This is a genomic window from Streptomyces sp. NPDC102274, assembly GCF_044766385.1.
In the GTDB taxonomy this organism is placed as follows: domain Bacteria; phylum Actinomycetota; class Actinomycetes; order Streptomycetales; family Streptomycetaceae; genus Streptomyces.
The window spans coordinates 216,347-239,002 of the sequence record NZ_JBIWLW010000008.1 but is presented as its reverse complement, the minus strand read 5'-3'; the positions used below and the strand labels follow the sequence as shown (position 1 = coordinate 239,002).

General features: G+C 70.5%; 22 protein-coding genes. 10 read left to right on the top strand and 12 right to left on the bottom strand.

What is annotated here, in order from left to right:
* Positions 1-38: 38 nt before the first annotated feature.
* From egtB to egtD, 3 genes are read left to right on the top strand one after another with little or no spacing between them, the layout of a single operon-like run.
* A complete protein-coding gene (gene egtB / locus ACIRQP_RS14095) occupies positions 39-1,334 on the top strand; it encodes an ergothioneine biosynthesis protein EgtB (protein WP_403888609.1) in 1,296 nt (431 codons plus the stop codon).
* The gene (gene egtC, locus ACIRQP_RS14090) at positions 1,334-2,092 is read left to right on the top strand and encodes an ergothioneine biosynthesis protein EgtC (RefSeq protein ID WP_403888425.1); all 759 of its coding nucleotides are present in this window, start codon (positions 1,334-1,336) and stop codon (positions 2,090-2,092) included. The genes egtB and egtC overlap by 1 nt, the downstream gene beginning before the upstream one ends.
* Positions 2,089-3,051: an L-histidine N(alpha)-methyltransferase gene (gene egtD / locus ACIRQP_RS14085; RefSeq protein WP_403888422.1), complete on the top strand. Its 963-nt coding sequence runs from the start codon at positions 2,089-2,091 to the stop codon at positions 3,049-3,051. Before egtC ends, egtD begins: the two co-directional genes overlap by 4 nt.
* Here the strand turns inward: egtD and ACIRQP_RS14080 are convergent.
* From ACIRQP_RS14080 to ACIRQP_RS14070, 3 genes are all read right to left on the bottom strand, one after another.
* Positions 2,946-3,866 (bottom strand): lysophospholipid acyltransferase family protein, encoded by a 921-nt coding sequence (locus ACIRQP_RS14080; protein WP_403888419.1) that lies wholly within the window; start codon positions 3,864-3,866, stop codon positions 2,946-2,948. The genes egtD and ACIRQP_RS14080 overlap by 106 nt on opposite strands.
* Positions 3,863-4,678, bottom strand: a complete 816-nt coding sequence (locus tag ACIRQP_RS14075) for a GNAT family N-acetyltransferase (protein WP_403888416.1) — start codon at positions 4,676-4,678, stop codon at positions 3,863-3,865. Before ACIRQP_RS14075 ends, ACIRQP_RS14080 begins: the two co-directional genes overlap by 4 nt.
* Positions 4,679-4,858: 180 nt before the next feature.
* Positions 4,859-6,109 (bottom strand): extracellular solute-binding protein, encoded by a 1,251-nt coding sequence (locus tag ACIRQP_RS14070; protein ID WP_403888413.1) that lies wholly within the window; start codon positions 6,107-6,109, stop codon positions 4,859-4,861.
* Between the two features lie 287 nt (positions 6,110-6,396).
* On the opposite strand from ACIRQP_RS14070, the gene ACIRQP_RS14065 reads away from it, so the two are divergent.
* A complete protein-coding gene (locus tag ACIRQP_RS14065; RefSeq protein ID WP_403888410.1) occupies positions 6,397-6,612 on the top strand; it encodes a dodecin in 216 nt (71 codons plus the stop codon).
* 36 nt (positions 6,613-6,648) lie between these two features.
* Here the strand turns inward: ACIRQP_RS14065 and ACIRQP_RS14060 are convergent, their stop codons facing one another.
* On the bottom strand, positions 6,649-7,137 hold the full coding sequence (locus tag ACIRQP_RS14060) for a hypothetical protein (RefSeq protein WP_403888606.1): 489 nt from the start codon (positions 7,135-7,137) through the stop codon (positions 6,649-6,651).
* A 485-nt stretch (positions 7,138-7,622) separates the two neighbouring features.
* Between ACIRQP_RS14060 and ACIRQP_RS14055 the strand changes: the two genes are divergently transcribed.
* Positions 7,623-8,807, top strand: coding sequence for a Cmx/CmrA family chloramphenicol efflux MFS transporter (locus ACIRQP_RS14055; RefSeq protein WP_403888407.1), 1,185 nt, complete (start codon positions 7,623-7,625; stop codon positions 8,805-8,807).
* Between the two features lie 7 nt (positions 8,808-8,814).
* Here ACIRQP_RS14055 and ACIRQP_RS14050 read toward each other — a convergent pair whose 3' ends face one another.
* Genes ACIRQP_RS14050 through ACIRQP_RS14040 form a run of 3 tightly spaced genes read right to left on the bottom strand, consistent with a single transcriptional unit; the run spans position 8,815 to position 12,231 of the window.
* On the bottom strand, positions 8,815-9,564 hold the full coding sequence (locus ACIRQP_RS14050) for a succinate dehydrogenase/fumarate reductase iron-sulfur subunit (RefSeq protein WP_403888404.1): 750 nt from the start codon (positions 9,562-9,564) through the stop codon (positions 8,815-8,817).
* The gene (locus tag ACIRQP_RS14045) at positions 9,561-11,519 is read right to left on the bottom strand and encodes a fumarate reductase/succinate dehydrogenase flavoprotein subunit (RefSeq protein ID WP_403888402.1); all 1,959 of its coding nucleotides are present in this window, start codon (positions 11,517-11,519) and stop codon (positions 9,561-9,563) included. Before ACIRQP_RS14045 ends, ACIRQP_RS14050 begins: the two co-directional genes overlap by 4 nt.
* 1 nt (position 11,520) lies before the next feature.
* Positions 11,521-12,231, bottom strand: coding sequence for a succinate dehydrogenase (locus tag ACIRQP_RS14040; RefSeq protein WP_403888399.1), 711 nt, complete (start codon positions 12,229-12,231; stop codon positions 11,521-11,523).
* A 96-nt stretch (positions 12,232-12,327) separates the two neighbouring features.
* Here ACIRQP_RS14040 and ACIRQP_RS14035 point away from each other — a divergent pair, with 96 nt between their 5' ends.
* Positions 12,328-13,245 carry a LysR family transcriptional regulator gene (locus ACIRQP_RS14035; protein WP_403888396.1) on the top strand — a complete coding sequence of 306 codons (918 nt, stop codon included), beginning with the start codon at positions 12,328-12,330 and terminating at the stop codon, positions 13,243-13,245.
* Between the two features lie 138 nt (positions 13,246-13,383).
* On the opposite strand, the gene ACIRQP_RS14030 is transcribed toward ACIRQP_RS14035, so the two are convergent.
* From ACIRQP_RS14030 to ACIRQP_RS14020, 3 genes are all read right to left on the bottom strand, one after another.
* Positions 13,384-15,561: a putative bifunctional diguanylate cyclase/phosphodiesterase gene (locus ACIRQP_RS14030; RefSeq protein WP_403888394.1), complete on the bottom strand. Its 2,178-nt coding sequence runs from the start codon at positions 15,559-15,561 to the stop codon at positions 13,384-13,386.
* The gene (locus ACIRQP_RS14025; RefSeq protein WP_403888391.1) at positions 15,561-16,373 is read right to left on the bottom strand and encodes an SAM-dependent methyltransferase; all 813 of its coding nucleotides are present in this window, start codon (positions 16,371-16,373) and stop codon (positions 15,561-15,563) included. The genes ACIRQP_RS14030 and ACIRQP_RS14025 overlap by 1 nt, the downstream gene beginning before the upstream one ends.
* Positions 16,374-16,583: 210 nt before the next feature.
* Entirely contained in the window at positions 16,584-17,528 is a 945-nt protein-coding gene (locus tag ACIRQP_RS14020) for an SCO0930 family lipoprotein (protein ID WP_403888388.1), read from the bottom strand.
* Positions 17,529-17,928: 400 nt separating this feature from the next.
* Between ACIRQP_RS14020 and ACIRQP_RS14015 the strand changes: the two genes are divergently transcribed.
* The 3 genes from ACIRQP_RS14015 (at position 17,929) to ACIRQP_RS14005 (ending at position 19,902) form a co-directional block, all read left to right on the top strand.
* On the top strand, positions 17,929-18,303 hold the full coding sequence (locus ACIRQP_RS14015) for a hypothetical protein (RefSeq protein ID WP_403888385.1): 375 nt from the start codon (positions 17,929-17,931) through the stop codon (positions 18,301-18,303).
* Positions 18,304-18,414: 111 nt separating this feature from the next.
* Positions 18,415-19,179 carry a hypothetical protein gene (locus ACIRQP_RS14010; protein WP_403888383.1) on the top strand — a complete coding sequence of 255 codons (765 nt, stop codon included), beginning with the start codon at positions 18,415-18,417 and terminating at the stop codon, positions 19,177-19,179.
* 183 nt (positions 19,180-19,362) lie between these two features.
* A complete protein-coding gene (locus tag ACIRQP_RS14005; protein WP_403888380.1) occupies positions 19,363-19,902 on the top strand; it encodes a hypothetical protein in 540 nt (179 codons plus the stop codon).
* A gap of 197 nt (positions 19,903-20,099) precedes the next feature.
* Here ACIRQP_RS14005 and ACIRQP_RS14000 read toward each other — a convergent pair whose 3' ends face one another.
* Positions 20,100-20,585 carry a hypothetical protein gene (locus tag ACIRQP_RS14000; protein ID WP_403888377.1) on the bottom strand — a complete coding sequence of 162 codons (486 nt, stop codon included), beginning with the start codon at positions 20,583-20,585 and terminating at the stop codon, positions 20,100-20,102.
* Between the two features lie 311 nt (positions 20,586-20,896).
* Here ACIRQP_RS14000 and ACIRQP_RS13995 point away from each other — a divergent pair, with 311 nt between their 5' ends.
* Positions 20,897-21,565, top strand: coding sequence for a class F sortase (locus ACIRQP_RS13995; RefSeq protein ID WP_403888374.1), 669 nt, complete (start codon positions 20,897-20,899; stop codon positions 21,563-21,565).
* 23 nt (positions 21,566-21,588) lie between these two features.
* Here the strand turns inward: ACIRQP_RS13995 and ACIRQP_RS13990 are convergent, their stop codons facing one another.
* The gene (locus ACIRQP_RS13990) at positions 21,589-22,434 is read right to left on the bottom strand and encodes a polysaccharide deacetylase family protein (RefSeq protein WP_403888371.1); all 846 of its coding nucleotides are present in this window, start codon (positions 22,432-22,434) and stop codon (positions 21,589-21,591) included.
* Positions 22,435-22,656: the final 222 nt, after the last annotated feature.

The following is a 22,656-nucleotide window of genomic DNA, read 5'->3' as shown; positions in this document are numbered from 1 at the left end:
AAACCATGAAAGGCGCGGAAAGCGCGGACGCCGTCGGGATGCCGGCGGAACGGCTGCGGCTGCTCGCCATCGAGGTCCTGACGACCGCGAGGGACCGTACCGCCCTGCTGACCTCCTGTGTCGACGACCACGAGCTGACGGCGCAGCACTCGCCGCTGATGTCCCCACTGGTCTGGGATCTGGCGCATATCGGCAACCAGGAAGAGCAGTGGCTGCTGCGGACGGTCGGGGGACGCGACGCCATCCGCCCGGAGATCGACTCCGTCTACGACGCCTTCGAGCATCCCCGGTCCGCACGGCCGACGCTGCCGCTGCTGCCACCCGCCGAGGCGCGCGCCTACGCCTCCGACGTACGCGGCAGGGTGCTGGACATCATCGAGCGCACCCCGCTCCATGGCGGTCCGCTGCTGGACGCGGGGTTCGCCTTCGGGATGATCGCCCAGCACGAGCAGCAGCACGACGAGACGATGCTCATCACCCACCAGTTGCGGCGGGGGCCCGCCGCGCTGACCGCGCCCCCGCCGCCCGCCGGGGACACCATCGGACTGCCCGCCGAAGTGCTCGTACCGGCCGGGCCCTTCACGATGGGCACCTCCACCGAGCCCTGGTCGCTGGACAACGAGCGCCCGGCCCATCAGCGGCTCGTCCCGGCGTTCTTCATCGACACGGTGCCGGTGACCAACGGTGACTACCAGCACTTCATCGACGACGGCGGCTATACGGACGAACGCTGGTGGGCGCCGGCCGGCTGGGAGCAGATCCGCACGCACGACATCGTCGCTCCGCTGTTCTGGCGGCGCGAGGGCGGGCAGTGGCTGCGCCGCGCGTTCGGTGTGGTGGAGCCGGTCCCCGCGGACGAGCCGGTGCTCCATGTGAGCTGGTACGAGGCCGACGCGTACGCCCGCTGGGCGGGGCGGCGGCTGCCGAGCGAGGAGGAGTGGGAGAAGGCCGCCCGCCACGATCCCGTCTCCGGTCGGTCGCTGCGGTATCCGTGGGGTGACGACGAGGCCACCCCGGAGCGGGCCAATCTCGGCCAGCGGCATCTGCGGCCGGCCCCGGCGGGCAGCTATCCGCGGGGCGCCTCGCCGCTCGGCGTACGGCAGTTGATCGGGGACGTCTGGGAGTGGACGTCGAGCGACTTTTTGCCCTATCCCGGGTTCGCCGCGTTCCCGTACCGGGAGTACTCGGAGGTGTTCTTCGGCAGCGCCCACAAGGTGCTGCGGGGCGGGTCGTTCGCGGTGGACGCGGTGGCGTGCCGCGGTACGTTCCGCAACTGGGATCTGCCGGTCCGCCGCCAGATCTTCTCCGGTTTCCGTACCGCCAGGGATGTCTGATGTGCCGCCATCTCGCCCGGCTGGGACCGCCGGTGGCGCTCGGTGAGGTGCTGATCGCGCCGCCGCACGCGCTGTTCCGGCAGTCCTGGGCGCCGCGCCGGCAGCGCCACGGCACGGTCAACGCCGATGGTTTCGGGGTGGGCTGGTACGCGGACGGCGATCCGCTGCCCGCCCGCTACCGCCGTGCGCGGCCCATCTGGGGGGACCTCGGATTCACCGATCTGGCGCGGGTGGTCCGTTCCGGCGCCCTGCTCGCCGCGGTACGTGACGCGACCGAGCCGGGCGCCGACGGGGAGGCCGCCGCCGCGCCGTTCTCCGCCGGGCCATGGCTGTTCAGCCACAACGGCTCGGTCGGCGGCTGGCCCGGCGGTCTCGCGGCCCTGGCCGCGGCCCTGCCCGCCGAGGAGCTGCTCACCCTGGCGGCCCGCAATGATTCCGCGCTGGTGTGGGCGCTGCTGCTGCACCGGCTGCGGGCCGGTGACGAGCTCGGCCAGGCGGTGGGCGACACCGTCCTCGATGTCGCCGCCGCCGCGTCGGCCTCCCGGCTCAATCTGCTGGTCACCGACGGCGAGCGGATCGCCGCGACCGCGTGGGGGGACACCCTCTGGTATCTCACCGACCCCGGGGGCCACTGGACCGTGGTGGCCTCCGAGCCGTACGACGACGACGCGCGCTGGCGCGAGGTGCCCGACCGCACCCTGCTCGTGGCGACCCGCGACGACGTGCTGTTGTCCCCTCTCAAGGAGCCACCCGAGTGAGCCCGTTCCTGCTGACCCGCACCCTGCCCGAGGACGCCACGGACGCCGCTCTGCGCGCCGATGTGCTCCAGGGGCTGACCCACACGCCCAAAGTGCTGCCTCCCAAATGGTTCTACGACTCCCGGGGCAGCGAACTGTTCGAGGAGATCACCAGGCTGCCCGAGTACTATCCGACCCGTGCCGAGCGGGAGATCCTGCTCGCGCGGGCGCCGGAGATCGCGGCGGCGACCGGGGCGCGGACCCTCGTGGAGCTGGGGTCCGGATCATCCGAGAAGACCCGTCATCTGCTGGACGCGCTCACCGGCCTGCACAGCTATGTGCCGGTGGATGTCAGCGAGAGCGCGCTGACCGGCGCCGCCGAGTCCCTGCTCGCCGAGCACCCCGGCCTCCATGTGCACGCGCTCATCGCCGACTTCACCCGGGGGCTGGCGCTGCCCGGCACCCCGGGCCCCCGGCTGGTCGCGTTCCTCGGCGGCACGGTCGGCAATCTGCTGCCGGCGGAGCGCGCGTCGTTCCTGGCGTCGGTCCGGGGGCTGCTCACGCCCGGTGACGCGCTGCTGCTCGGTACGGATCTGGTGAAGGGCGAGTCCGTACTGGTCAGGGCGTACGACGACGCGGCCGGGGTGACGGCCGCCTTCAACAAGAACGTCCTCCTGGTCATCAACCGGGAGCTGGGCGCGGACTTCGATCCGCGCGACTTCGACCATGTGGCGCTCTGGGACGCCGGGCACGAGTGGATCGAGATGCGGCTGCGTGCGCGCCGGGACCTCATGGCGAAGGTCCCGGAGCTGGATCTGGTGGTGCACTTCGCGGCCGGCGAGGAGGTGCGTACGGAGGTGTCGGCGAAGTTCCGTCAGGACCGGGTACGCACCGAACTGGCCGAGGCGGGAATGGAGTTGACGCACTGGTGGACGGATGAGGAGGGCCAGTTCGCACTGTCGCTGGCGACCGCTGTGTGAAGGACGCCGTCCGTGACCGTGGTCCGGGCGATGCCCGACCGGGCGTCCCGGGCCAGCTCGCGGCGGTCGGTGTGGCGCCCGGCGGGGATCAGCGGCAGGACCGTGATCTCCGCCGTGAGCCCGCGGGCCGTCACGACCCGCCACAGCGAGGCGGTGATGGTGTCGTCCCCGACGAATGCCGGAGCGCCGGACGGCTCGCCGTCCGGCGCGCGGTAGGTGATACGCACCGGACGGACGGCGGCGTCCGCGTCCAGCGCCGCCTGGAAGACGGCGGTGGTGAACCGGCCCTGTTCGCGCCCGCACCAGGTGCAGGCCTCGGGGAAGACGATCACTCGCGAGCCGGCGGCGAGCGCGGTGGAGAGGGTCCGTACGGTCTCGGGCAGCGCCCGCAGCCGCTCCCGCTCCACGAACAGGGTGCCGCCCAGCGCGGCCAGCGCGCCCAGCAGCGGCCAGCGCCGTATCTCGCTCTTGGCGAGCATCCGCCCTGGGAAGACCGTGGCGAGGAGCGGTATGTCCAGCCAGGAGACGTGGTTGGCGACGACCAGCACTCCGGAGCCGCGCAGGGGCGCGGGCTCCCCCACGACGCGGACGCGCAGGCCGAAGAGCCGCAGCACCATGCGCGTCCAGTGCCGGGTGAGCCGGTCGCGTACCTCCCCTCCCAGAAGCGTGAGGAAGGGGGACGTCAGCGCGCCGGCCAGGACGAGACCGACGCCCGCGAGCAGCCGCACGGCCCCGGTCAGCGCCCCGGCGGCCGGGCCCCGGTGGGTCGCGCAGTCGCGCGGGGTGCAGGGCGCGGTGGGCAGCCAGGCGCTCATGCGCCGGGGGCGAGCGAGAGGAAGTGCCGCAGATAGCGCGGGTTGGTGCGGCGCATCGACAGCAGCACGTACAGGTCGGCGACGCCGAACTCCGGGTCGTGCGCGGGCGCGCCGCACACCCAGGCGCCGAGCCGCAGATAGCCGCGGAGCAGCGGCGGCAGCTCGGAGGGCTTGGCAGCGGCGGCGGAGGCGTCCGGGGTCCAGAGGCGGTGCGGGGTGACCCAGTACTCCTCCGGCGCCAGGTTCTTCTCCTTCACGGTGCTCCACGTCGAGGCGGCGAGCGCGCCGCCGTCCGCGAGCGGGACCGAGCAGCAGCCGGCCAGCCAGTTGTAGCCGCTGTCGGTCATATAGCGGGCGAGCCCGGCCCAGATCAGGGCGATGACACCGCCGGTGCGGTGCAGGGGGTGGACGCACGAGCGGCCGACCTCGACCAGATCGTGCCGGATCGGGGCGAGCCGGGAGAGGTCGAACTCGCTGTCGGAGTAGATACGTCCGGCTTCCCTGGCCCGCTCGGGCGGCAGCAGCCGGTACGTACCGACGACCTCGCCGGTGCTCTCCTCGCGTACCAGCAGGTGGTCGCAGTACGCGTCGAAGGCGTCGACGTCCAGTCCCGGTTCGGGGCCGTCGAGCCGGGCGCCCATTTCACCGGCGAAGACCAGGTGGCGCAGCCGCTGCGCGGCCCGGACGTCCTCCTGGTCGCGGGCGAGGGACACGACATAGCGCGGCTCGGCGGGTCCGGGACCTGTCCCCGTGGTGGGGGCGGGGACGGCGGGGCCGGCCGGGACGAGTGGAGCGGGGGCGATGGCGGACATGCGGACTCCTGTGCCGGTAGGGAAGGCAGGCCGCCGGGGCCGCCGCTCGCGCGACGGGGCCCGGCACCTTGTTTCTTCCGTGGCCGACTGGATTTGACATGACCACACGGGGGAGCGCGGATGTGAGAAGGCTGAATGGCCGGGAGCACGGGGACCGCGACACGGCCCGGACCGGAGGCCTCAGCCGGACAGCAACGTCACGCTGATCAGCTCGGATGCCGTCTTCGCCGACTCCTCCGGGTCCTTGCCCTCAAGAACGTCCGTCATATAGGGCTTGATCGGGTTGTCGGCCTCGACACTCGCCCACTGCGGTGAATTCGGGGTGGCCCGCCCCCGCGCGGCGCCCTCGGCCATCGCGGCCGTGCTCGCGTCGCCGCGGATGACCCCGGCGAGGGTCGTCTTGTTCGGCACATAGCTCATGGTCCGGGCGAGATCCGTCTGCCAGGTCTCGCCCGCCAGCGCCTTGACCACCTCGACGGCGGCGGAGAGATGGCTCGAGTTCTTCGGCACGATCAGATCGGAGCCACCGGTGAAGACGGCTCCCGGCTTGTCCGCGGTCTTGCCCGGAATGGGGAAGAAGCCGAGCTTGCCCTTCAGCTCGGGGTTCTTCTCCTCGATGATCCGCGCCGAGCTGGGGGTGGAGATGATCTGCGCGACGTCGCCCTTGGCGAAGACCTCCGCCTGCGGAGGATTGGCCTCGTCGGAGTTCTTCGGCCCGTTGCCCAGCGACTGGAGGTCCTTGTAGAAGTCCATGCCTCTCAGCGCGGCGGGCGTATGGATCGTCCCCTGCCACTCGCCACCGGACTCGACGGCCAGCTCGCCGCCCTCGTCCCAGATGAACCCGGCCAGGGTGTACCAGTCCTGTCCGGCGAGATAGATGCCCTGGTTCCCGCCGCGGTTCAGCTCGGCGGTGTCGTCCAGCCACTGATCCCTGGTCTTGGGCGGCTCCTCCATCCCGGCGAGCGCGAACAGATCCTTGTTGTAGATCACGACACGATTGGCCGCGTACCAGGGGATGCCGTACTGCGCGCCGTTGATGCTGCCCGGCTGGGCGAGACCGGGCAGCCAGTCCTCGCTGCCGAGATCTCGTACCGACTCCAGGGTGAGATCGCGCAGATTGCCGCTCTCCGCGTACTGGGCGACTTGGGTGTTGCCGACCTCGATCACATCCGGCGTGCCCTCGCCGTCGAGCGCCGTCAGCACTTTCTCGCCGATCCCGGTCCACTCCTGGATCTTGATGTCGAGCTGGACGGACGGATGTTCCTTCTCGTAGTCGGTCACGAACCGCTTGAGGAAGTCGTCCGAGACGCTGTCCTTCATCAGCCAGACGGTGATCGTCATGGAGTCGTCCCCACCGGGCAGCATTCCGCAGCCGCCGAGGGCTACGGAGGACACAAGAGCCACGGAACAGGCGAGAGGGCGGTTCTTCACGTAGGTCAACCTTCTGGCGTGAGTGCACGGAGCAGGAGAGAGGGCCCGACGTGGGGGGAGCGAAATCGGGTTCGCACGGGTGTGTGGGATTTTGGTATGGACCAAACGGCCGGTCAAGTCCCGGAAGGGAACGGAAAGCAGACGGAAGGGGACGCACGCGACCATGACGCCCGTCCCCGGCACGGCCGAGGGCCATCCGGCGCCGGCTGTCTCGCGGAGCGCCACGTGGTGGGGCACGGTGGAGTGAGACCGCGACACCCGTGACGCGTGAAGAGGAGAGCGACGCCATGTCCCACCACACCTACCGGGTCACCGAGATCGTCGGCAGCTCGCACGAGGGCATCGACGACGCCATCCGCAATGGCATCGCCCGTGCCTCCCAGACGCTGCGCGGTCTGGACTGGTTCGAGATGACGGAGGTACGGGGCCATATCGTCGACGGCGACATCGAGCACTACCAGGTCGGACTGAAGGTCGGCTTCCGGCTCGACGACGCCGGCTGAGCCCAGGCGCCGTCAGGTGCGGCCCTCGCGCTGTCGTCAGGTGCGGCCCTCGCGCTCCTGCGCGTCCTTCAGCGCCTGTGACGTGCTCGCCCAGCGGGCCCGTACGACCCGGAAGCCCGCCCGTTCGGCCGCGTCACAGACCAGTTCGTCGTCGTCCACCAGCATCCGCACCTCCCGGCCCCCGGCCAGTCCGCGCAGGATCTCCAGTTTGGTCGTACGCGCGGGCCGCCGGTCGCTGTTCCCCCGCATCCAGATCCGCCCCTCGGGCAGGCCGTGCTCACGCAGCCAGGCCAGCGTGTCCGCGCGGCAGCGCTCCGGGCGGCCGGTGAGGTACATGATTTCGCACTCCACGGTGGCCTCCGCCACCAGCCGTACGCCCTCGGCCAGCGGTGTGTCCTGTCCGGCCGCGCCGAAGAATCCGTTCCAGTCGCGGGGCCGCCGCTCCAGGAAGTGCTGACGGTGGCCGGTCTCCGCCAGCGTTCCGTCCAGGTCGAATATGGCCAGCGGCCTGCTGTTCCCCGTCATCCCGCTCCCCGTCGTCCGTGTCACGTCCGCCAGCGTAGACAACGACGCGGACGGCGGCGCCCGCGCGTCGGCAACGCCCGGCGGTCGCCGGTAAACACGTTCGACATGGCGTGCCCGGCCCCGCTAATCTGCGGCCATGTCCAGTCCCGAGGCGTCAAGACTCTAGCCACCGGTCGTCCGGTGGCCTGCTCGCGTTGTCGCGTTGACAAGCTCCGCGGCCCATGAGGCCGTCGGCGCTGTCGTCTGCGACCCGCCGCCATCGGATCGCCGTAGTACGGACTGTATTCGGCCTCGACCGGGCGTCACTTCCCTGACGCCGGGAGGCCCTTCGCGCGGTGGTCGCCGCGTATCTCCCGCCCGGACCGTCGATCACCGGCGTCCGTGCGGACACTCCCGCGGCCCACCGCTGCCTTGTCGGCGCCTTCGCCGACGCCTTGTCGGTCCATTCGGTCACACGATCCACGGTGTGGTTGCGGAGTTCTGTTATGCCATTCGCTCTCTACCTGCTCGGACTGGCGGTCTTCGCCATGGGGACGTCCGAGTTCATGCTGTCCGGCCTCGGGCCGGACATCGCACACGATCTGGGGGTGTCCATCCCGGCGGCGGGGTCGCTCACCTCCGCGTTCGCCGTGGGGATGGTCATCGGCGCGCCGCTGATGGCGATCCTCGGTCTGCGCTGGTCGCGACGGCGCGCACTGCTGGTCTTCCTGCTCACGTTCCTCGCCGTCCATGTGGTCGGCGCGGTCACCACCAGTTACGGGGTACTGCTGGTCACCCGCGTCATCGGGGCCCTGGCCAACGCCGGGTTCCTCGCCGTGGCGCTGGTGACCGCCACCGGCATGGTCGAGCCGAACGCCAAGGGGCGCGCCACCTCCGCGCTGCTCGGTGGGGTCACCATCGCCTGTGTCGCGGGCGTGCCCGGCGGCGCGCTGCTCGGTCAACTGTGGGGCTGGCGCGCGGCGTTCTGGGCGGTGGCGATCGTATCGGTACCGGCCGTCGTCGCGATCCTGCGGGCGGTGCCGAGCGGCGGCGCCGGTCCGGCGCGGACGAGCGCGCGTCGTGAGCTGCGCGCGCTGCGCGAGCCCCGGCTGCTGGTGACCCTGCTGCTGGGCGCGCTGGTGAACGGTGCCACGTTCTGTACGTTCACCTATCTCGCACCGCTCCTCACCGAGGTGGCCGGACTCGGTTCCGCGTGGGTGCCCGTCCTGTTGGCGCTCTTCGGTCTGGGTTCGTTCACCGGGGTCACCATCAGCGGCCGGCTCGCCGACGTACGGCCCGTCCCGCTGCTGGTGGCCGGCGGCGCGGCGCTGCTCGTCGGCTGGGCCGTCTTCGCGCTGACGGCCGGGAACCCGGTGGCGGCGGGCGCGTTCGTCTTCGTCCAGGGGACCCTCTCGTTCGCCGTCGGCTCCACGCTGATCACGCAGGTGCTCTACGCGGCGACCGGCGCGCCGGCCCTGGCCGGCGGGCTCGCCACGGCCGCGTTCAACGTGGGCGGCGCGATCGGGCCGTGGGCCGGCGGCGTCGCGATCGGCGCCGGACTCGGCTTCCGCGCGCCGCTGTGGGTCAGCGCGCTGCTGGTGGCCCTCGCCCTCGCCACCGGCGGCGTCGCCCGGGGAGTGCGGCGCGGGGCGGCCGACGACCACGAGGGGGTGCCGACCGCGACCCGGTAGCGGAGCCTCAGGAGCGTGAGACCTTACGGGTCGCCCGCAGCCACTCCTTGTTCATCGCCGCGATGGACGGCAGCGGGATCCCCTTCGGGCAGGCGGTGGCGCACTCACCGGTGAGGGTGCAGCCGCCGAAGCCCTCCTCGTCCATGGTCGCGACCATGTCGAGGACCCGGGTCTCGCGCTCCGGTGCGCCCTGCGGCAGCACATTGAGGTGGTTGATCTTGGCCGAGGTGAAGAGCATCGCCGAGCCGTTGGGGCAGGCCGCGACACAGGCGCCGCAGCCGATGCACTCGGCGTGTTCGAAGGCGAAGTCGGCGTCGGGCTTGGGGACCGGTGTGGCGTGTGCCTCGGGCGCGGCGCCGGTGGGGGCGGTGATGTAGCCGCCCGCCCCGATGATCCGGTCGAAGGCGGACCGGTCCACCACCAGATCCTTGACCACGGGGAAGGCCCCGGCCCGCCACGGCTCGACATCGATGGTGTCGCCGTCGTCGAAGTGCCGCATATGGAGCTGACAGGTCGTGGTGCGCTCGGGGCCGTGGGCGTCGCCGTTGATGACCACGCCGCAGGCGCCGCAGATGCCCTCGCGGCAGTCGTGGTCGAAGGCGACCGGCTCGTCGCCCTTGAGGATCAGCTCCTCGTTGAGGGTGTCGAGCATCTCCAGGAACGACATGTCCTCGGAGATGCCGTCGATGCCATAGGTGACCATGGCGCCGGGGGCGTCGGCGTCCGGCTGTCGCCAGACGCGCAGGGTGAGCCTCATGCGTAGCTCCGCTGGGTGGGGTGGACGTACTCGAAGACGAGGTCTTCCTTGTGCAGGACGGGCGCGGTGCCGGTCCCTGTGAACTCCCAGGCCGCGGCGTAGGAGAACTCCTCGTCGCGGCGGGCGGCCTCACCGCCCTCGGTCTGCGACTCCTCGCGGAAGTGGCCGCCGCAGGACTCCGCGCGGTGCAGGGCGTCGAGGCACATCAGCTCGGCCAGTTCCAGATAGTCGACGATGCGATTGGCCTTCTCCAGCGACTGGTTGAGCTGCTCGCCGGTGCCCGGCACCTTGATACGGCGCCAGAACTCCTCACGGATCTGCGGGATCCGGTCGAGCACCTTGCGCAGGCCCTCGTCGGTGCGGGCCATTCCGCAGTGTTCCCAGAGGAGTTCGCCGATCTCCTTGTGGAACGAGTCGGGCGTGCGGTCGCCGTCGACGGCGAGCAGCAGCCGCAGCCGGTCCTCGGTGTCGGCGACCGCCTCGGCCACCTCGGGGTGGGAGTCGTCGATCTCGTCGTGGTGCGGGTTGCGGGCGAGGTAGTCATTGATGGTGGACGGCAGGACGAAGTAGCCGTCGGCCAGGCCCTGCATCAGCGCGGACGCGCCGAGCCGGTTGGCGCCGTGGTCGGAGAAGTTGGCCTCGCCGATCGCGAACAGCCCCGGCACGGTGGTCTGGAGGTCGTAGTCGACCCAGAGCCCGCCCATCGTGTAGTGGATCGCCGGGTAGATCCGCATGGGCACCTCGTACGGGTTCTCGGCGGTGATCCGCTCGTACATCTCGAAGAGGTTGCCGTACTTCTCCTCGACGGCCTTGCGGCCGAGCCGCGCGATGGCGTCGGCGAAGTCGAGATAGACGCCCTGTCCGCCGGGTCCGACCCCGCGGCCCTGGTCGCAGACGTTCTTCGCGGCCCGTGAGGCGATGTCGCGCGGGACGAGATTGCCGAAGGAGGGGTAGATCCGCTCCAGGTAGTAGTCGCGCTCGTCCTCGGGGATCTCGGCCGCGGGCCGCTGGTCGCCGCGCGCCTTCGGCACCCAGATGCGGCCGTCGTTGCGCAGCGACTCGCTCATCAGCGTCAGCTTGGACTGGTGTTCGCCGGAGCGCGGGATGCAGGTGGGGTGGATCTGGGTGAAGCACGGGTTGGCGAAATGGGCGCCGCGCCGGTGCGCCCGCCAGATGGCGGTGGCGTTGCTGTTCTTGGCGTTGGTGGAGAGATAGAAGACGTTGCCGTAGCCGCCGGAGGCGAGGACGACGGCGTCCGCGAAGTAGGTGGAGATCGTGCCGGTGATCAGATCACGGGCGACGATGCCGCGGGCCCGTCCGTCGACGACGAGCAGATCGAGCATCTCGGTGCGCGGGTGCATCTCGACGGCGCCCGCCGCGATCTGCCGGGACAGCGCCTGGTAGGCGCCGAGCAGCAGTTGCTGGCCCGTCTGGCCGCGGGCGTAGAAGGTACGGGAGACCTGGACGCCGCCGAAGGAGCGGGTGTCGAGGAGTCCGCCGTACTCCCGGGCGAAGGGCACGCCCTGGGCGACACACTGGTCGATGATCTCGACCGAGACCTCGGCGAGCCGGCGGACATTGGACTCGCGGGCCCGGAAGTCGCCGCCCTTGACGGTGTCGTAGAAGAGCCGCTGGATGGAGTCGCCGTCGTTGCGGTAGTTCTTGGCGGCGTTGATGCCGCCCTGCGCGGCGATGGAGTGGGCGCGGCGCGGCGAGTCCTGGTAGCAGAACTGGACGACGTGGTAGCCCTGCTCGGCGAGGGTGGCGCCGGCGGCGCCGCCCGCGAGGCCCGTACCGACGACGATCACGGTGTGCTTGCGCCGGTTGGCGGGGTTGACCAGCTTGGCTTCGAAGCGGCGCCGGTTCCAGCGCTCGGCGACGGGCCCGTCCGGCGCCTTGGTGTCGGCGATCGGCTCTCCGACGGTGTATTCGGCGTAGTCGGTGGGTTCGTTCATATCAGCTCACCACTCCGGTCATGACGGCGACGGGTACGGCGACGAATCCCGCGGTCAACGCCAGCGCCAGCAGATTGGCCGTGCCCTTGAGGACGCGTTCGCGGGCGGCGTTGCCCGCTCCGAGGGTCTGTGCGGCGCTCCAGAAGCCGTGCTGGATGTGCAGCCCGAGGGCGAGCATCGCGACGAGGTAGATCACGTTCCCGTACCAGGTGGAGAAGGTGTCCACGACGTTCTGGTACGGGTGGCCGGCCTGGAAGCCGCCGGAGTGCACCGTGCCGGTCGTCAGATCGAGGATGTGCCAGACGATGAACAGGGCGAGGATGATCCCGCCCCAGCGCATGGTGCGGGTGGCGTAGCCGGCGCGGGCGCGCTTGTGTACGTACTTGCTCGGGCGGGCGGCGAGGTCACGGCGGCTGAGCTGGTAGGCGCAGACCGCGTGCAGGACGACGGCCACGACGAGGACGACGCGGAGGATCCAGAGCGCCCACTCGTAGTGCAGAATCGGTTCGCCTATGGTCCGCAGCCAGTGCGCGTAGCCGTTGTACTCCGGCGGTCCGAAGAAGATCTTGAGATTGCCCAGCATGTGCGCGACCAGATAGCCGAGCATGATCAGGCCGCTCACGGCCATGACCGTCTTTTTTCCGATCGTTGATCCCCAGAGGGTGCGGGTCATGGACGGCCGTTGGTCCGTCCCCCGCGTTGCCAGCGCCATGGACAGCACGCTAGGCCGGGTGATGCCAAGAGGTCCAAGACATGGTCCGGCTGATCTCCATAGCCTGTTCCTATCGCACGATCTACCCTGGCTCTTATGCAGTTCCAGCAACTTCTCTACTTCGTGGCCGTCGCCGAGACCCGGCACTTCACCCGCGCCGCGGAACGGGTCCATGTCTCGCAGCCTTCCCTCTCCCAGCAGATCAGAGCGCTGGAGAAGGAGCTGGGGGCCGAGCTGTTCAGCCGCGCCCGCGGCAATGTGGCCCTCACCGACGCGGGCGAGGCGCTGCTGCCGCTCGCCCGGCGCATCCTCGCCGACACCGAGACCGCGCGGGTCGAGGTGCAGGAGCTGGTCCAGCTGCGGCGCGGCCGGGTCAGGCTGGGGGCGCCGCCGAGCCTGTGCACCGGACTGCTGCCCGACGTCCTGCGGACCTTCCACGATCTGCACCCGGGTATCGAGCTGCTGATCGAGGAGAGCGGCTCACACGATCTCGTACGCGAGCTGGCGCGCGGGGCGCTGGATCTGGCCCTGGTGGTGATGCCCCTGCCGGCCGCGTCACCCGCGCTGACCACGGTCGAGCTGCTGCACGAGGATCTGGTCGTGGTCTCGTCGGCCGCCGTCCCGGCCCCGCGGCGCCCCGTCAGGATCGCCGATCTGGAGGGCGAGCCGCTGGTGATGTTCCGGCACGGCTACGACCTGCGCGAGCTGACGGTGGCCGCTTGCCGGGCCGAGGGGTTCGAGCCGTCGTTCACCGTGGAGGGCGGCGAGATGGACGCCGTCCTCGGTTTCGTACGGGCCGGTCTGGGTGTGGCGGTCGTACCGAGCATGGTCGCGGCGCGGGCGCGCGATCTGAGGGTCACCGCCCTGGCCAGGCCGGGGCTGCGCCGTACGATCGCGCTCGCCCATCGCAACGATGTCGCCCCGCCGCGCGCCGCGCGCGAACTGCAGAAGGTGCTGCTGTCCACACAGAGCGCGGCCCCGAAGGGGACCAGGGTCCAGGACGTCGCGTCCTAGTGCCGCGACCGGCAATGTTTGCCCGGCAAGGAGCGGCGACCGGTGCGTGTGATCGCAAGGCGGCGGGAAGCCCTGGTAGCGGAGCTACCTGGGCTTGTGGCCAACGCCGCGACGAGGCAAACATTGCCGAGAGGGGCACTAGACAGCGTCCGCGAGCGACAGCATGTGCAGCTGCTCGGGCGGCCCCGGTCTGGCGTAGTACCAGCCCTGGGCGGTGTCGCAGCCCAGCCGGCGCAGATGCTCCGCCTGCGCCCCGGTCTCCACGCCCTCCACCGTCACGGCCAGCTCCAGGCTGTGCGCGAGCGCGACGATCCCCTCGACGATCTTCAGATCGACCGGGTCCGCCGGATGCTGCTGCATGCCCTGGGTGAAGGAACGGTCCAGTTTGAGGACGCTCACCGGCAGCCTGCGCAGATTCGCCAGGTTCGAGTAGCCGGTGCCGAAGTCGTCGAGCGCGATGTCCACGCCCATCTCGGAGAGCTGGCGCAGCGGCTTGAGCAGATCCTCGTCCGCGCCGATCAGCGCGGACTCGGTGACCTCCAGACAGAGCGCGCCCGGCGGGAGGCCGATCCGCTCAAGCACCTCGACCGTGTCGGCGACGAGCCCGGGGTGGTGCAGCTGGGTCGGCGAGAGGTTCACATTGATCCGCAGCGGTACGGCCGAGTGCACCCCCGTGCCCTCCGGCAGCTGGCGCTGCCAGAACATGGCCTGCCGTACGGACTGTTCCAGCACCCAGCGGCCGAGCGGCACGATCAGTCCGGTGTGCTCGGCGAGCGGGATGAACCGGTCCGGGCCCAGTACGCCGTGCTGCGGATGGGACCAGCGCACCAGCGCCTCCGCGCCGTGCACCGTGCCGTCGTCCAGATGCACCAGCGGCTGGTACTCGATGAAGAACTCACCGCGCTCCAGGGCCGCGGGCAGCGCCGTGGTCAGTCCGTGCCGGGTGATGGCGCGCGCGTCGGCCTCCGGATCGGCCACCTCGTAGCGATTGCCGCCCGCGGCCTTGGCCCGGTACATGGTGATATCCGCGCTGCGCAGCACCTCCGCGGGGCTCCGCCCGGCGGCGGGTCCCTCCACGATGCCGATGCTGCCCCGGACCGTGAACTCCCGTCCGTCGAGCCGGACCGGAGTGGCCAGTACGTGGAGGATCCGGGAGGCGAGGTCGACCACGCCCCGCTGGGTGTCGGGCCCGGTGGTCAGCGCCACGAACTCGTCGCCGCCCAGCCTGGCCACCATCTCGCCCTGCGCGGTGGCGCAGCTCTGGAGCCGGTCCGCGACCTCGACCAGCAGCCGGTCTCCCGACGAGTGGCCCAGGCTGTCGTTGATCGCCTTGAAGCCGTCGAGGTCGAGATAGCAGAGGCCGAAGCGCGCGCCGCCACCCGCCGAGAGCGTCTTCTCCAGACGCTCGAAGAACAGCGTCCGGTTGGGCAGTCCGGTCAGCGCGTCGTGCGTGGCCTCGTATCTCAGCCGCAGATTGAGCAGCCGCCGCTCGGTGGTGTCCTCCATCAGCGCCAGCTGATACTGGGGAGCGCCCTCGGCGTCCCGGAGCAGCGAGAGGGTCAGATTGGTCCAGAGCACCGTGCCGTCGTTGCGGTAGAACGGCTTCTCGACCCGGAAGTGCTCGCGCTCGCCGCGCACCAACTCGTCGTAGAGGCGCCAGACATGGGGCGCGTCCTCCGGATGGACCCACTCGCTCACATTGCGGCTGCGGACATGGTGTTCGAGTCCGCCGAACATCTGGGTGAGGGTGTCGTTGACCTCCAGCACATTGCCTTCGAGATCGGCGATGCCGATGCCGATGGCCGCGCCCTCGAACACCGCGTGGAACCGGGCCTGCGTGGCGTGCAGCGCGTCCTCGGCGTCGTTGCGCGCGGCGAGCGCCGAGCGAGCGATGGCCTCCTGCTCGCTCAGCGTGCGCTCGCGCAGCGCCTGGGCGAAGCCGGCGGCGAGGGAGTGCTGGAGGCGGGCGCAGCGGGCGCGGTTGTCCTCCGCGGTCAGCTCCTCCGTACCGCAGTACAGCACCAGATAGGAGTCGATGACGCCGAGCGTACGGCCGAGGGCCTCGGGGTCGGTGCAGTGCGCCGCCACGAGGGCGGTGCCGACACGTGTGGCGGGCGCGGTGTCGAAGAGGTGCGCGTGCAGCGCCTCCTGCAACTCCCGGGCCAGCGGCAGCAGATGCGTTTCGAATTCGGGGCGCGTCAGAGACGTGGCCGTCGCCGGGAAGATCGCCCGGCTCCAGATCGTCGCGAAGCGCCGGAGTCTGTCTTCCAGGCCGTCCGGTTCACTCTCGGCGGCTCTCGACTGCGAGGGCACCATCACGCCTTGCGTCCCACTCCGCCGAACCCCGAGAAGGCGTACGGGTCCTCCTGGTCGGCGGGGCTGTCGGGCCGCCAGTGCGGCATGGACACCAGACCGGGCTCGACCATCTCGAAGCCGCCGAAGAACCGGGCGGTCTGCTCGCGCGTGCGCATGATCAGCGGGTTGCGGATGTCCTTGTAGACGGCGACCGCGGCGCCCGTCTGCTCCTGCGGGAGCGGCACGCCGTCGTACGAGGCGTGCGTGAGGACGAGCAGGCTGCCGGGCGCGAGCGCGTCGCGCAGCTCGGCCACCGCGCCGTACGGGTCGTCCGCGTCCTCCAGGAAGTGCAGGACGAAGACGAGCAGCAGCGCCACGGGCCGCTCCAGGTCCAGCAGCCCGCGCGCCTCGGGGCTGTTGAGGATCTTCCCGGGCTCGCGGAGATCGGCGCTCACGATGGCAGCGTTGTCGTTGCCGCCGAGAACGGCCTGGCTGTGTGCGACGGCGACCGGGTCGTGATCGACATAGAGCACCCGGGCGTCGGGGTCGCCGGCCTGGGCGACCTCATGAACATTTCCGTAGGTCGGAATACCGGATCCGATGTCGAGGAACTGCGTGATGCCCTCGTCCAGTGCGAATTTCACCGCGCGACGCATGAACGCGCGGTTCGTCTTCATGATCGTGGGAAGTCCCGGCATGAAGCCCATTGCCTTGCGTGCCGCGTCCCTGTCCACCTCGAAATTGTGCGAACCGCCCAGATAGTAGTCGTAAATGCGGGAAACGCTCGGCATCGATATGTCGATGCCCTGCGGGGCCCAGGCGGGACGCTCCATCGATGTCTCCAACAAGTCGCCACGGGATGCGGCCAAGGTACACGGCCGGTTGTTCGAGCCGAGGCTACTGATCGCCCGCCAAGAGAGCGAGCCCAAACGGAAATTAGCGATCCGTTCTTGGTCACACGCCACTGGCACGTGCGACAGGTCCGCCGCCGCACGGAGCGGTGCGGCGGCGGACCGATGGGCCGGAGACGCGCGGCGCGGGGACTACTTGGGCGCCCCGACCAGCTTGGAATCCGGGGAAACCGCGAACCAGGTGCCGCCAACGCCCTGACCATTGGTATCTCCCGGCTTTGTGTCGCCGGCGAAGGTGTAGATCGGCCAGCAGTCGATGCTCTGCTGCTTGATTCCATCGGGCCGGTCGAAGGTCACGAAACCCTTCTCGATGATCCCCTCGGTGTCATTCTTGTCGACCGGAGCGACGACCGGCCACTTCTCCAGACAGGCTCCAGTGCAAGCCGACTTCATCGGCCAGGCGGAGTCCTTCGTGAACCGATAGACCGTCATTCCCTTCGAATCCACCACAATGTCACCGAGTTTGGGATCCCTGCGGACCGAGAGTCCGGGAAGATCGGCGGGGGTGGCTTCCGCGTCGGAGCCGGAGCCGGCCACCGCGGCCTTCTTGCCGTCGGGAGCCGAGGCGAACCATGTACCGCCCACACCCTGGCCGTTGGCGTCACCGGGGCTGGTGTCCTGGGCGTACCGGTACATCGGCCAGCCGGCGACGGTCAGTTGCTTGGTGCCGTCGGCGCGGGTGACCTCACCGAGCAGCGTGGCATCGGTGCCCGCCGCGGCCTTCACGTCACCCGCGGCCACCACCGGCCAGACCTTCGCGCAGTCACCCTCGCAGTTCGAGGTGGGCGGGCTCGCCGTGTCCTTGTCGAAGCGGTAGAGCGTGAACCCCTCGCTGTCGGTGAGCACCTTGCCGAGCTTCTTGCTGTCCCACACGGCGAGTTGACCGGCCGGCCTGGCCGCCGCCGCGCCCGTATCGGATCCGTAGCCGCTGTCCGCTCCGTATCCGGCGTCGGCCGGCTTGGCGGCGCCGACGGACTGGCCGTTGGTGTCGGTTCCTTGCTCCTGACCGCACGCCGTCGTCAGGGCCAGTACGGCCACCGCGGTCACCGCGAGCGAGGCGTTCCGCCAGGTGTTCATGTCAACTCCCGTTGTATGTAGGCCAGTTGAGGCGCCCGGTTGCGCTGCTCATGGCCCTAAGTACGGAGCGGGGGCGGCCTCGCGTTCAACGTGGCCGGAAAAAACTTCCGCGGGGCAAGACCATGGCCGTCACATCCCCCCAATCAGGGGAATTCGAGCGCTTTTCCGCGTGTCGCGGCCGGAGAAGGAACAAACTCCTGCCCGTGTACGGATCACTCGTCGGACGGCTGCTCGCGGCCGCCGCACTCATATCCCTGTCGGCAGTCCCACTGCCCGCTGTGGCCAGCAGCTGCGCCTACGCGTCCCTCGGGCCGGGTGGTCCCGGCGGTCTGTCAGTAGCCGTCGCCGTGGTCGGAAGCGGCCACTGCCCGCCGCCTCCCACTCCGCCCCCTCCCCCGCCGTGCGAGCCACCCACCAAGCCGCCGAAACCATCGAAGCCACCCAAGCCACCCAAGCCATCGAAACCGCCCAAGCCCACCCCTCCGCCGCCACCCACACCCCCGGCACCGCCGCCGCCCCCCGCACCGCCGCCCCGGCCGTCACCGCCCCCGCCTCCGCCGGCCCCCAGCGCCGTACCGGAGCCGCCCCCGCCTGCCGTCAGGCCGCCTGTCCGGCAGCCCCGGCCCGCGCCGCCACCCGCACCGCCGCCTGCGCCGAAGCCGAAGCCACCGCCGAAGCCACCGGCCCCGAGCCCCACGCGGCCTTCGCCCACCCCGTCGGCGACTCCCACGCCGTCGTCGGTGGCGCTGCCCTCCTATCGCAAGGCGACCCGTGATCAGCCCAGGAGCGGCCCTTCCCCCGTTCTGCTGATGCTCCTGATCACGGCCCCGGCCGTGCTCGCCGTAGCCGTCCTGCGTCCCCGCTCCCGCTGATCGACGGAGATCTCATGTCGGAATGGCTCGTTCTGAGCATCGCGATGGCCGCCGCCTGCGCGGTCGTCCTGACCATCGTCGTCATCAACAACCGCCGCGTCCGCGAGGACGACGACCCCTCCGAGACACCCGACGTCATGGACTACATGACGATGATGATCGGCGTGGTCTACGCGATCGTGCTGGGCCTCGCGATCGCCGGCGTCTGGGAGGGCCGCAGCTCGGCGCAGGAGTCCGTACGCCAGGAGGCCCAGGCGCTGCACGAGGTACGGCAGCGGGTCCAGGTCTACCCCGCCGAGGTACGGGACCGGATCCGCGCCGATGTCGACGCCTATGTCACCTACGTCGTCCGCACCGAATGGCCGCACATGTCCGAGCACGAGGCTCTCAGCGCGAAGGGCACCCAGCTCTTCGACCGGATCCGCACGGATGTCAGCCAGTACGCGCCCAGGACCGATCTGGAGGGACAGGCGTACCAGCCGCTGGTCGACCAGGTGGCCGCCGCCGACGACGCCCGGGGCGCGCGCGGGCAGAACGCGGGCCCCACCATGCCGGGGGTCGTCTGGTTCGGCCTCATCACCGGCGCCGTGGTCACGGTGGGGCTGATCTTCGTCCTGCAGATCCGCCGTACGTTCCGGGAGTTGCTGCTGGCGGGGCTGTTCAGCGTGCTGATCTCGTTCCTGCTCTTCCTCATCTGGAACTTCGACGCTCCCTACGGCCGCGGGATCAGCGCGACCGCGGCGCCCTTCCTCGATCTGTTTCCGCAGATCGGGTCCTGAGCGACGACCGGATCCCGAGCAGGGTACGGGTGTCCGCCGCCCGGGGGACACCCGTGCCCCATTCGCCCGTCAGCGATCGCGGCTGTGATAACGCGCTCCTAGCGTTTCCCGCATCGAGGTGCATTTCCATCCTGATGTGGAAACGGTTCCGCAGCTGCTCCTCGGGGACCCGGAGGATTCACCATGCGCGCGATACGTGCCGCGTCCGCCGCTCTGCTGGCAGTGTCCGCACTCGTACTGACCGCCCCCACCGCGACGGCCGCCGTCAACGGCGGAAACGCGCCGTTCGGATTCACCGTCACACCCTCCACAGTCGCGGCGGGCGGCAGGGTGACTCTCTCCGTCACCAACTGCGGTACGACCGCCACGGCCTCCTCCGGGGTCTTCGACACGGTCAACATCCCCTCGGGCCGGTCCGCCACCGCAACGGTCGACTGGGACGCGAAGGCCGGCGCCACGTATCAGGTGACCTTCACCTGCAACGGCCAGTCGGGGACGACCAGCCTCCGGATCTCGAGCGCCACGCGGAACCCGGCACCGGCCTCGACGGTCACCCGTACCACGGACCCCACCGTCGTACCGGGAGGTGTGCGGGGAGGGCTCGGCGGCAGCATGGGCGGGATGAACACCACCGAACTCGTGGCCGGTTCGGCGCTGGTGGTCGCGGCGGCCACCGGCACGATCTACGCCGTACGCCGGCGTACGGCGGACCGTAAGCACTGATCACGGGCGGCCGGGTCACCGGCCGCCCCTACACAGGACGCCGCCGGGCGTCCCCGTCACAGGAAAAAGCCCCTGCCCTGAAAAAGCCCCCGCCCCTGAAAAGGCCCCCGCCCCGAGTCCTCGGTCAGGACTCGGGGCTACGGGCGTTCGGGGCCCCGCGGACCCCCGGTGGAGGCTGCCGGGAGAAGGGCGCCCGGTCAGACCCGCACACCGGCCGGCCCGCGACGGCGCGCGAGGAACAGCGAACCACCGACGGCCGCCGTGGCGACGAGCCCGCCGCCGACCGCCATCTCCGTGGAACTGGGACCGATGGATCCGCCGAGCCCGCCCAGCGCGCCCAGCCCCTCCAGCACCCGGAACTGGTGTGTCGCGACCCTGTCGTTGTCACTGCACCTGACGGCCAGGTTGTAGTTGCCCGGCGTGGCGTCGTCACGGATCCGGGCCCTCGCCGTGGAGTTCCCCGACGCGTTCACGGACAGATCGACCCGCGGGAAGGCGTTGGACGTGACGGTGCCTCCGTGGCCGCAGCCGCGGGCACTGATCTCGATCGTGCTGCCCTGGTGGACCTCGAACGGATTGATCGTGACATTGGTCGGACCGTTGTTGGCGACGGCCAGCGGAGCGGAGAGCGCCACGGCCGCGCAGGCGACGGCGGTCACCGCCAGAGCGCGTGAAGCACGCATCGTTGAACCTCCAGCGGAAGGCGCCCCAAAGCGGTGCTCCGGGAGATTCGACGAGTACGCCCTCCATGACGAACCCTCACCGGGCTTCGCGGATACCGCATTTCGGGGCTGGTCCACCTCGGTGAGCCGACACGCCGTCAGGAGGACGCCCGCCCGACGGATCCGCAGGTCACAGACCGTCAGAGATTTTAATGTTCCGGTTGCTCGGATGGGTCAGCCCGCCCGGCGCCCGCCACCCATTCGCCTTTCAGTGATCGCCCCCGGGTTGCGACGCCCTTACCGTGCCTGCAGACGTCCACGGAGGGAGAACTATGGGCATGGACCACAACGCCCGGGAGTCGAGAAAGCGCTCGCCCTGGGGCGTTCTGGCTCTCGTCATGCTCACCGGCATCGCGATGTTGCGCAACGGGGTGGACGTACCGCTGGGACCACCGCAGCCCGCGGCGGCCGCCGCGCTGGACACCGTGCCCGATCCGGCGGCGGGCGCCGTCACCACCGACTCCGTGCCGATCGTGAAGCCGCTGCCGTACGCACCGATGTCCCGGGTGCGGATCCCGACGCTCAGGGTCGACGCGCCGGTCGTGGACGTGGGCCTCGACCCGGACGGCTGGATCGCCGCCCCGCCGCCCCGGAACCCGAATCTGGCGGGCTGGTACCAGAACGGTGTCGCGCCCGGCCAGCGGGGCACCACGGTGGTCGTCGGCCATGTCGACAACAGCTCAGGACCCGCGATCTTCTTCGGTCTCGGCTCGCTGGACAAGGGCGATCAGGTCGAGGTGGAGCGCTTCGACGGCAGGACGGCGGTGTTCGAGATCTACGGGGTGGAGGTCTTCTCGAAGAACGATTTCCCCGCGGCCCGGGTCTACGGCGACTCCGGCCACGCCGAGCTACGGGTGATCACCTGCGGCGGCGGCTTCTCGAAGGCGAACGGATACGACGGCAATGTCGTCGTCTTCGCCCGGCTGGTCAAGACCCGTTGACCAGCCGGGAGCGGCCGGGGGCCTCAGCGATGAGGCACGGCGATGCGGTACCCGTCGTCCAGCAGCCGCGGCAGATAGCGGCGCAGCGCCGCCACACTCTGCGAGCGGTCGCCGCCCGCGTCGTGGTTGAGGACGACGACCCCCGGCCCGGCGCCGTCCACCACTCTGCGGACGATGGTGTCGGTACCGGGGGTCTCCCAGTCGAGGGTGTCGACGGTCCAGGCGAGCGGCTCCATGCCCATCTCGGCCCCGATCTCGAAGGCGTACCGGTTCCAGGCGCCGTAGGGCGCGCGGTACCAGAGGGGCGGGTAGCCGAGGATGTCCTCGACCACCTGGCTGGTGCGCCCCATCTCGTCACGGATCCGCGACGGTCTGAGCGCGGTCATCAGCGGATGCGACCAGGTGTGGTTGCAGATGATGTGGCCGTCGCCGTCGGCCTCCCGCAACAGGTCGCGATGGGTGTCAGCCGTCTCGCCGCAGACGAAGAACATCGCGCGAACGTCGTATCGGCGCAGTGTGCGCAGGATGCCGGGGGTGTAGTCGGGGTCGGGCCCGTCGTCGAAGGTGAGGACCATCGTGCGACCCAGTTCCGGCATCTCCAGGATGGGTGTCTTGCGTACCGGCGGCAGGGGTCTGCGGTAGCGGGGCTGCGCGCCCTCCGTCATGGGCTGGAGCCGGTATGCGGAGGGTTTGACAGGGGGGGCCGCCCTGCTCACCGCCTGTGCTCCGGTCGCCGGGGGCGGCGCGGCGGGGCTGCCGGGTGTCTGGGCCTGTCCCGCGGTCAGCAGCCGAGTGGTGAGCGCGGCGCCGACGCAGGCGGCGATCCGCAGGACCGCACGGCGCCCCGGAATCATCTGATCCTTTTTCATGACCAATGGCTCGCACGGTGGATGCTCCGTGCCGCTCACCAACACCGGTTATCCGGGGGAAAGTACCCGATGGGGTGAGCCATGAAGAGAACCCGGCGCCGGTGCACCGACGCGAAGGAAGTGTCTCACGAATGGCCGCAGGCCCCGGACACGAGGGGACGGCGGCCCAGGATCGGTCCACTCCTCGATCGGCCGCCCGCACCCCTCCGGCACGGCCTCGCC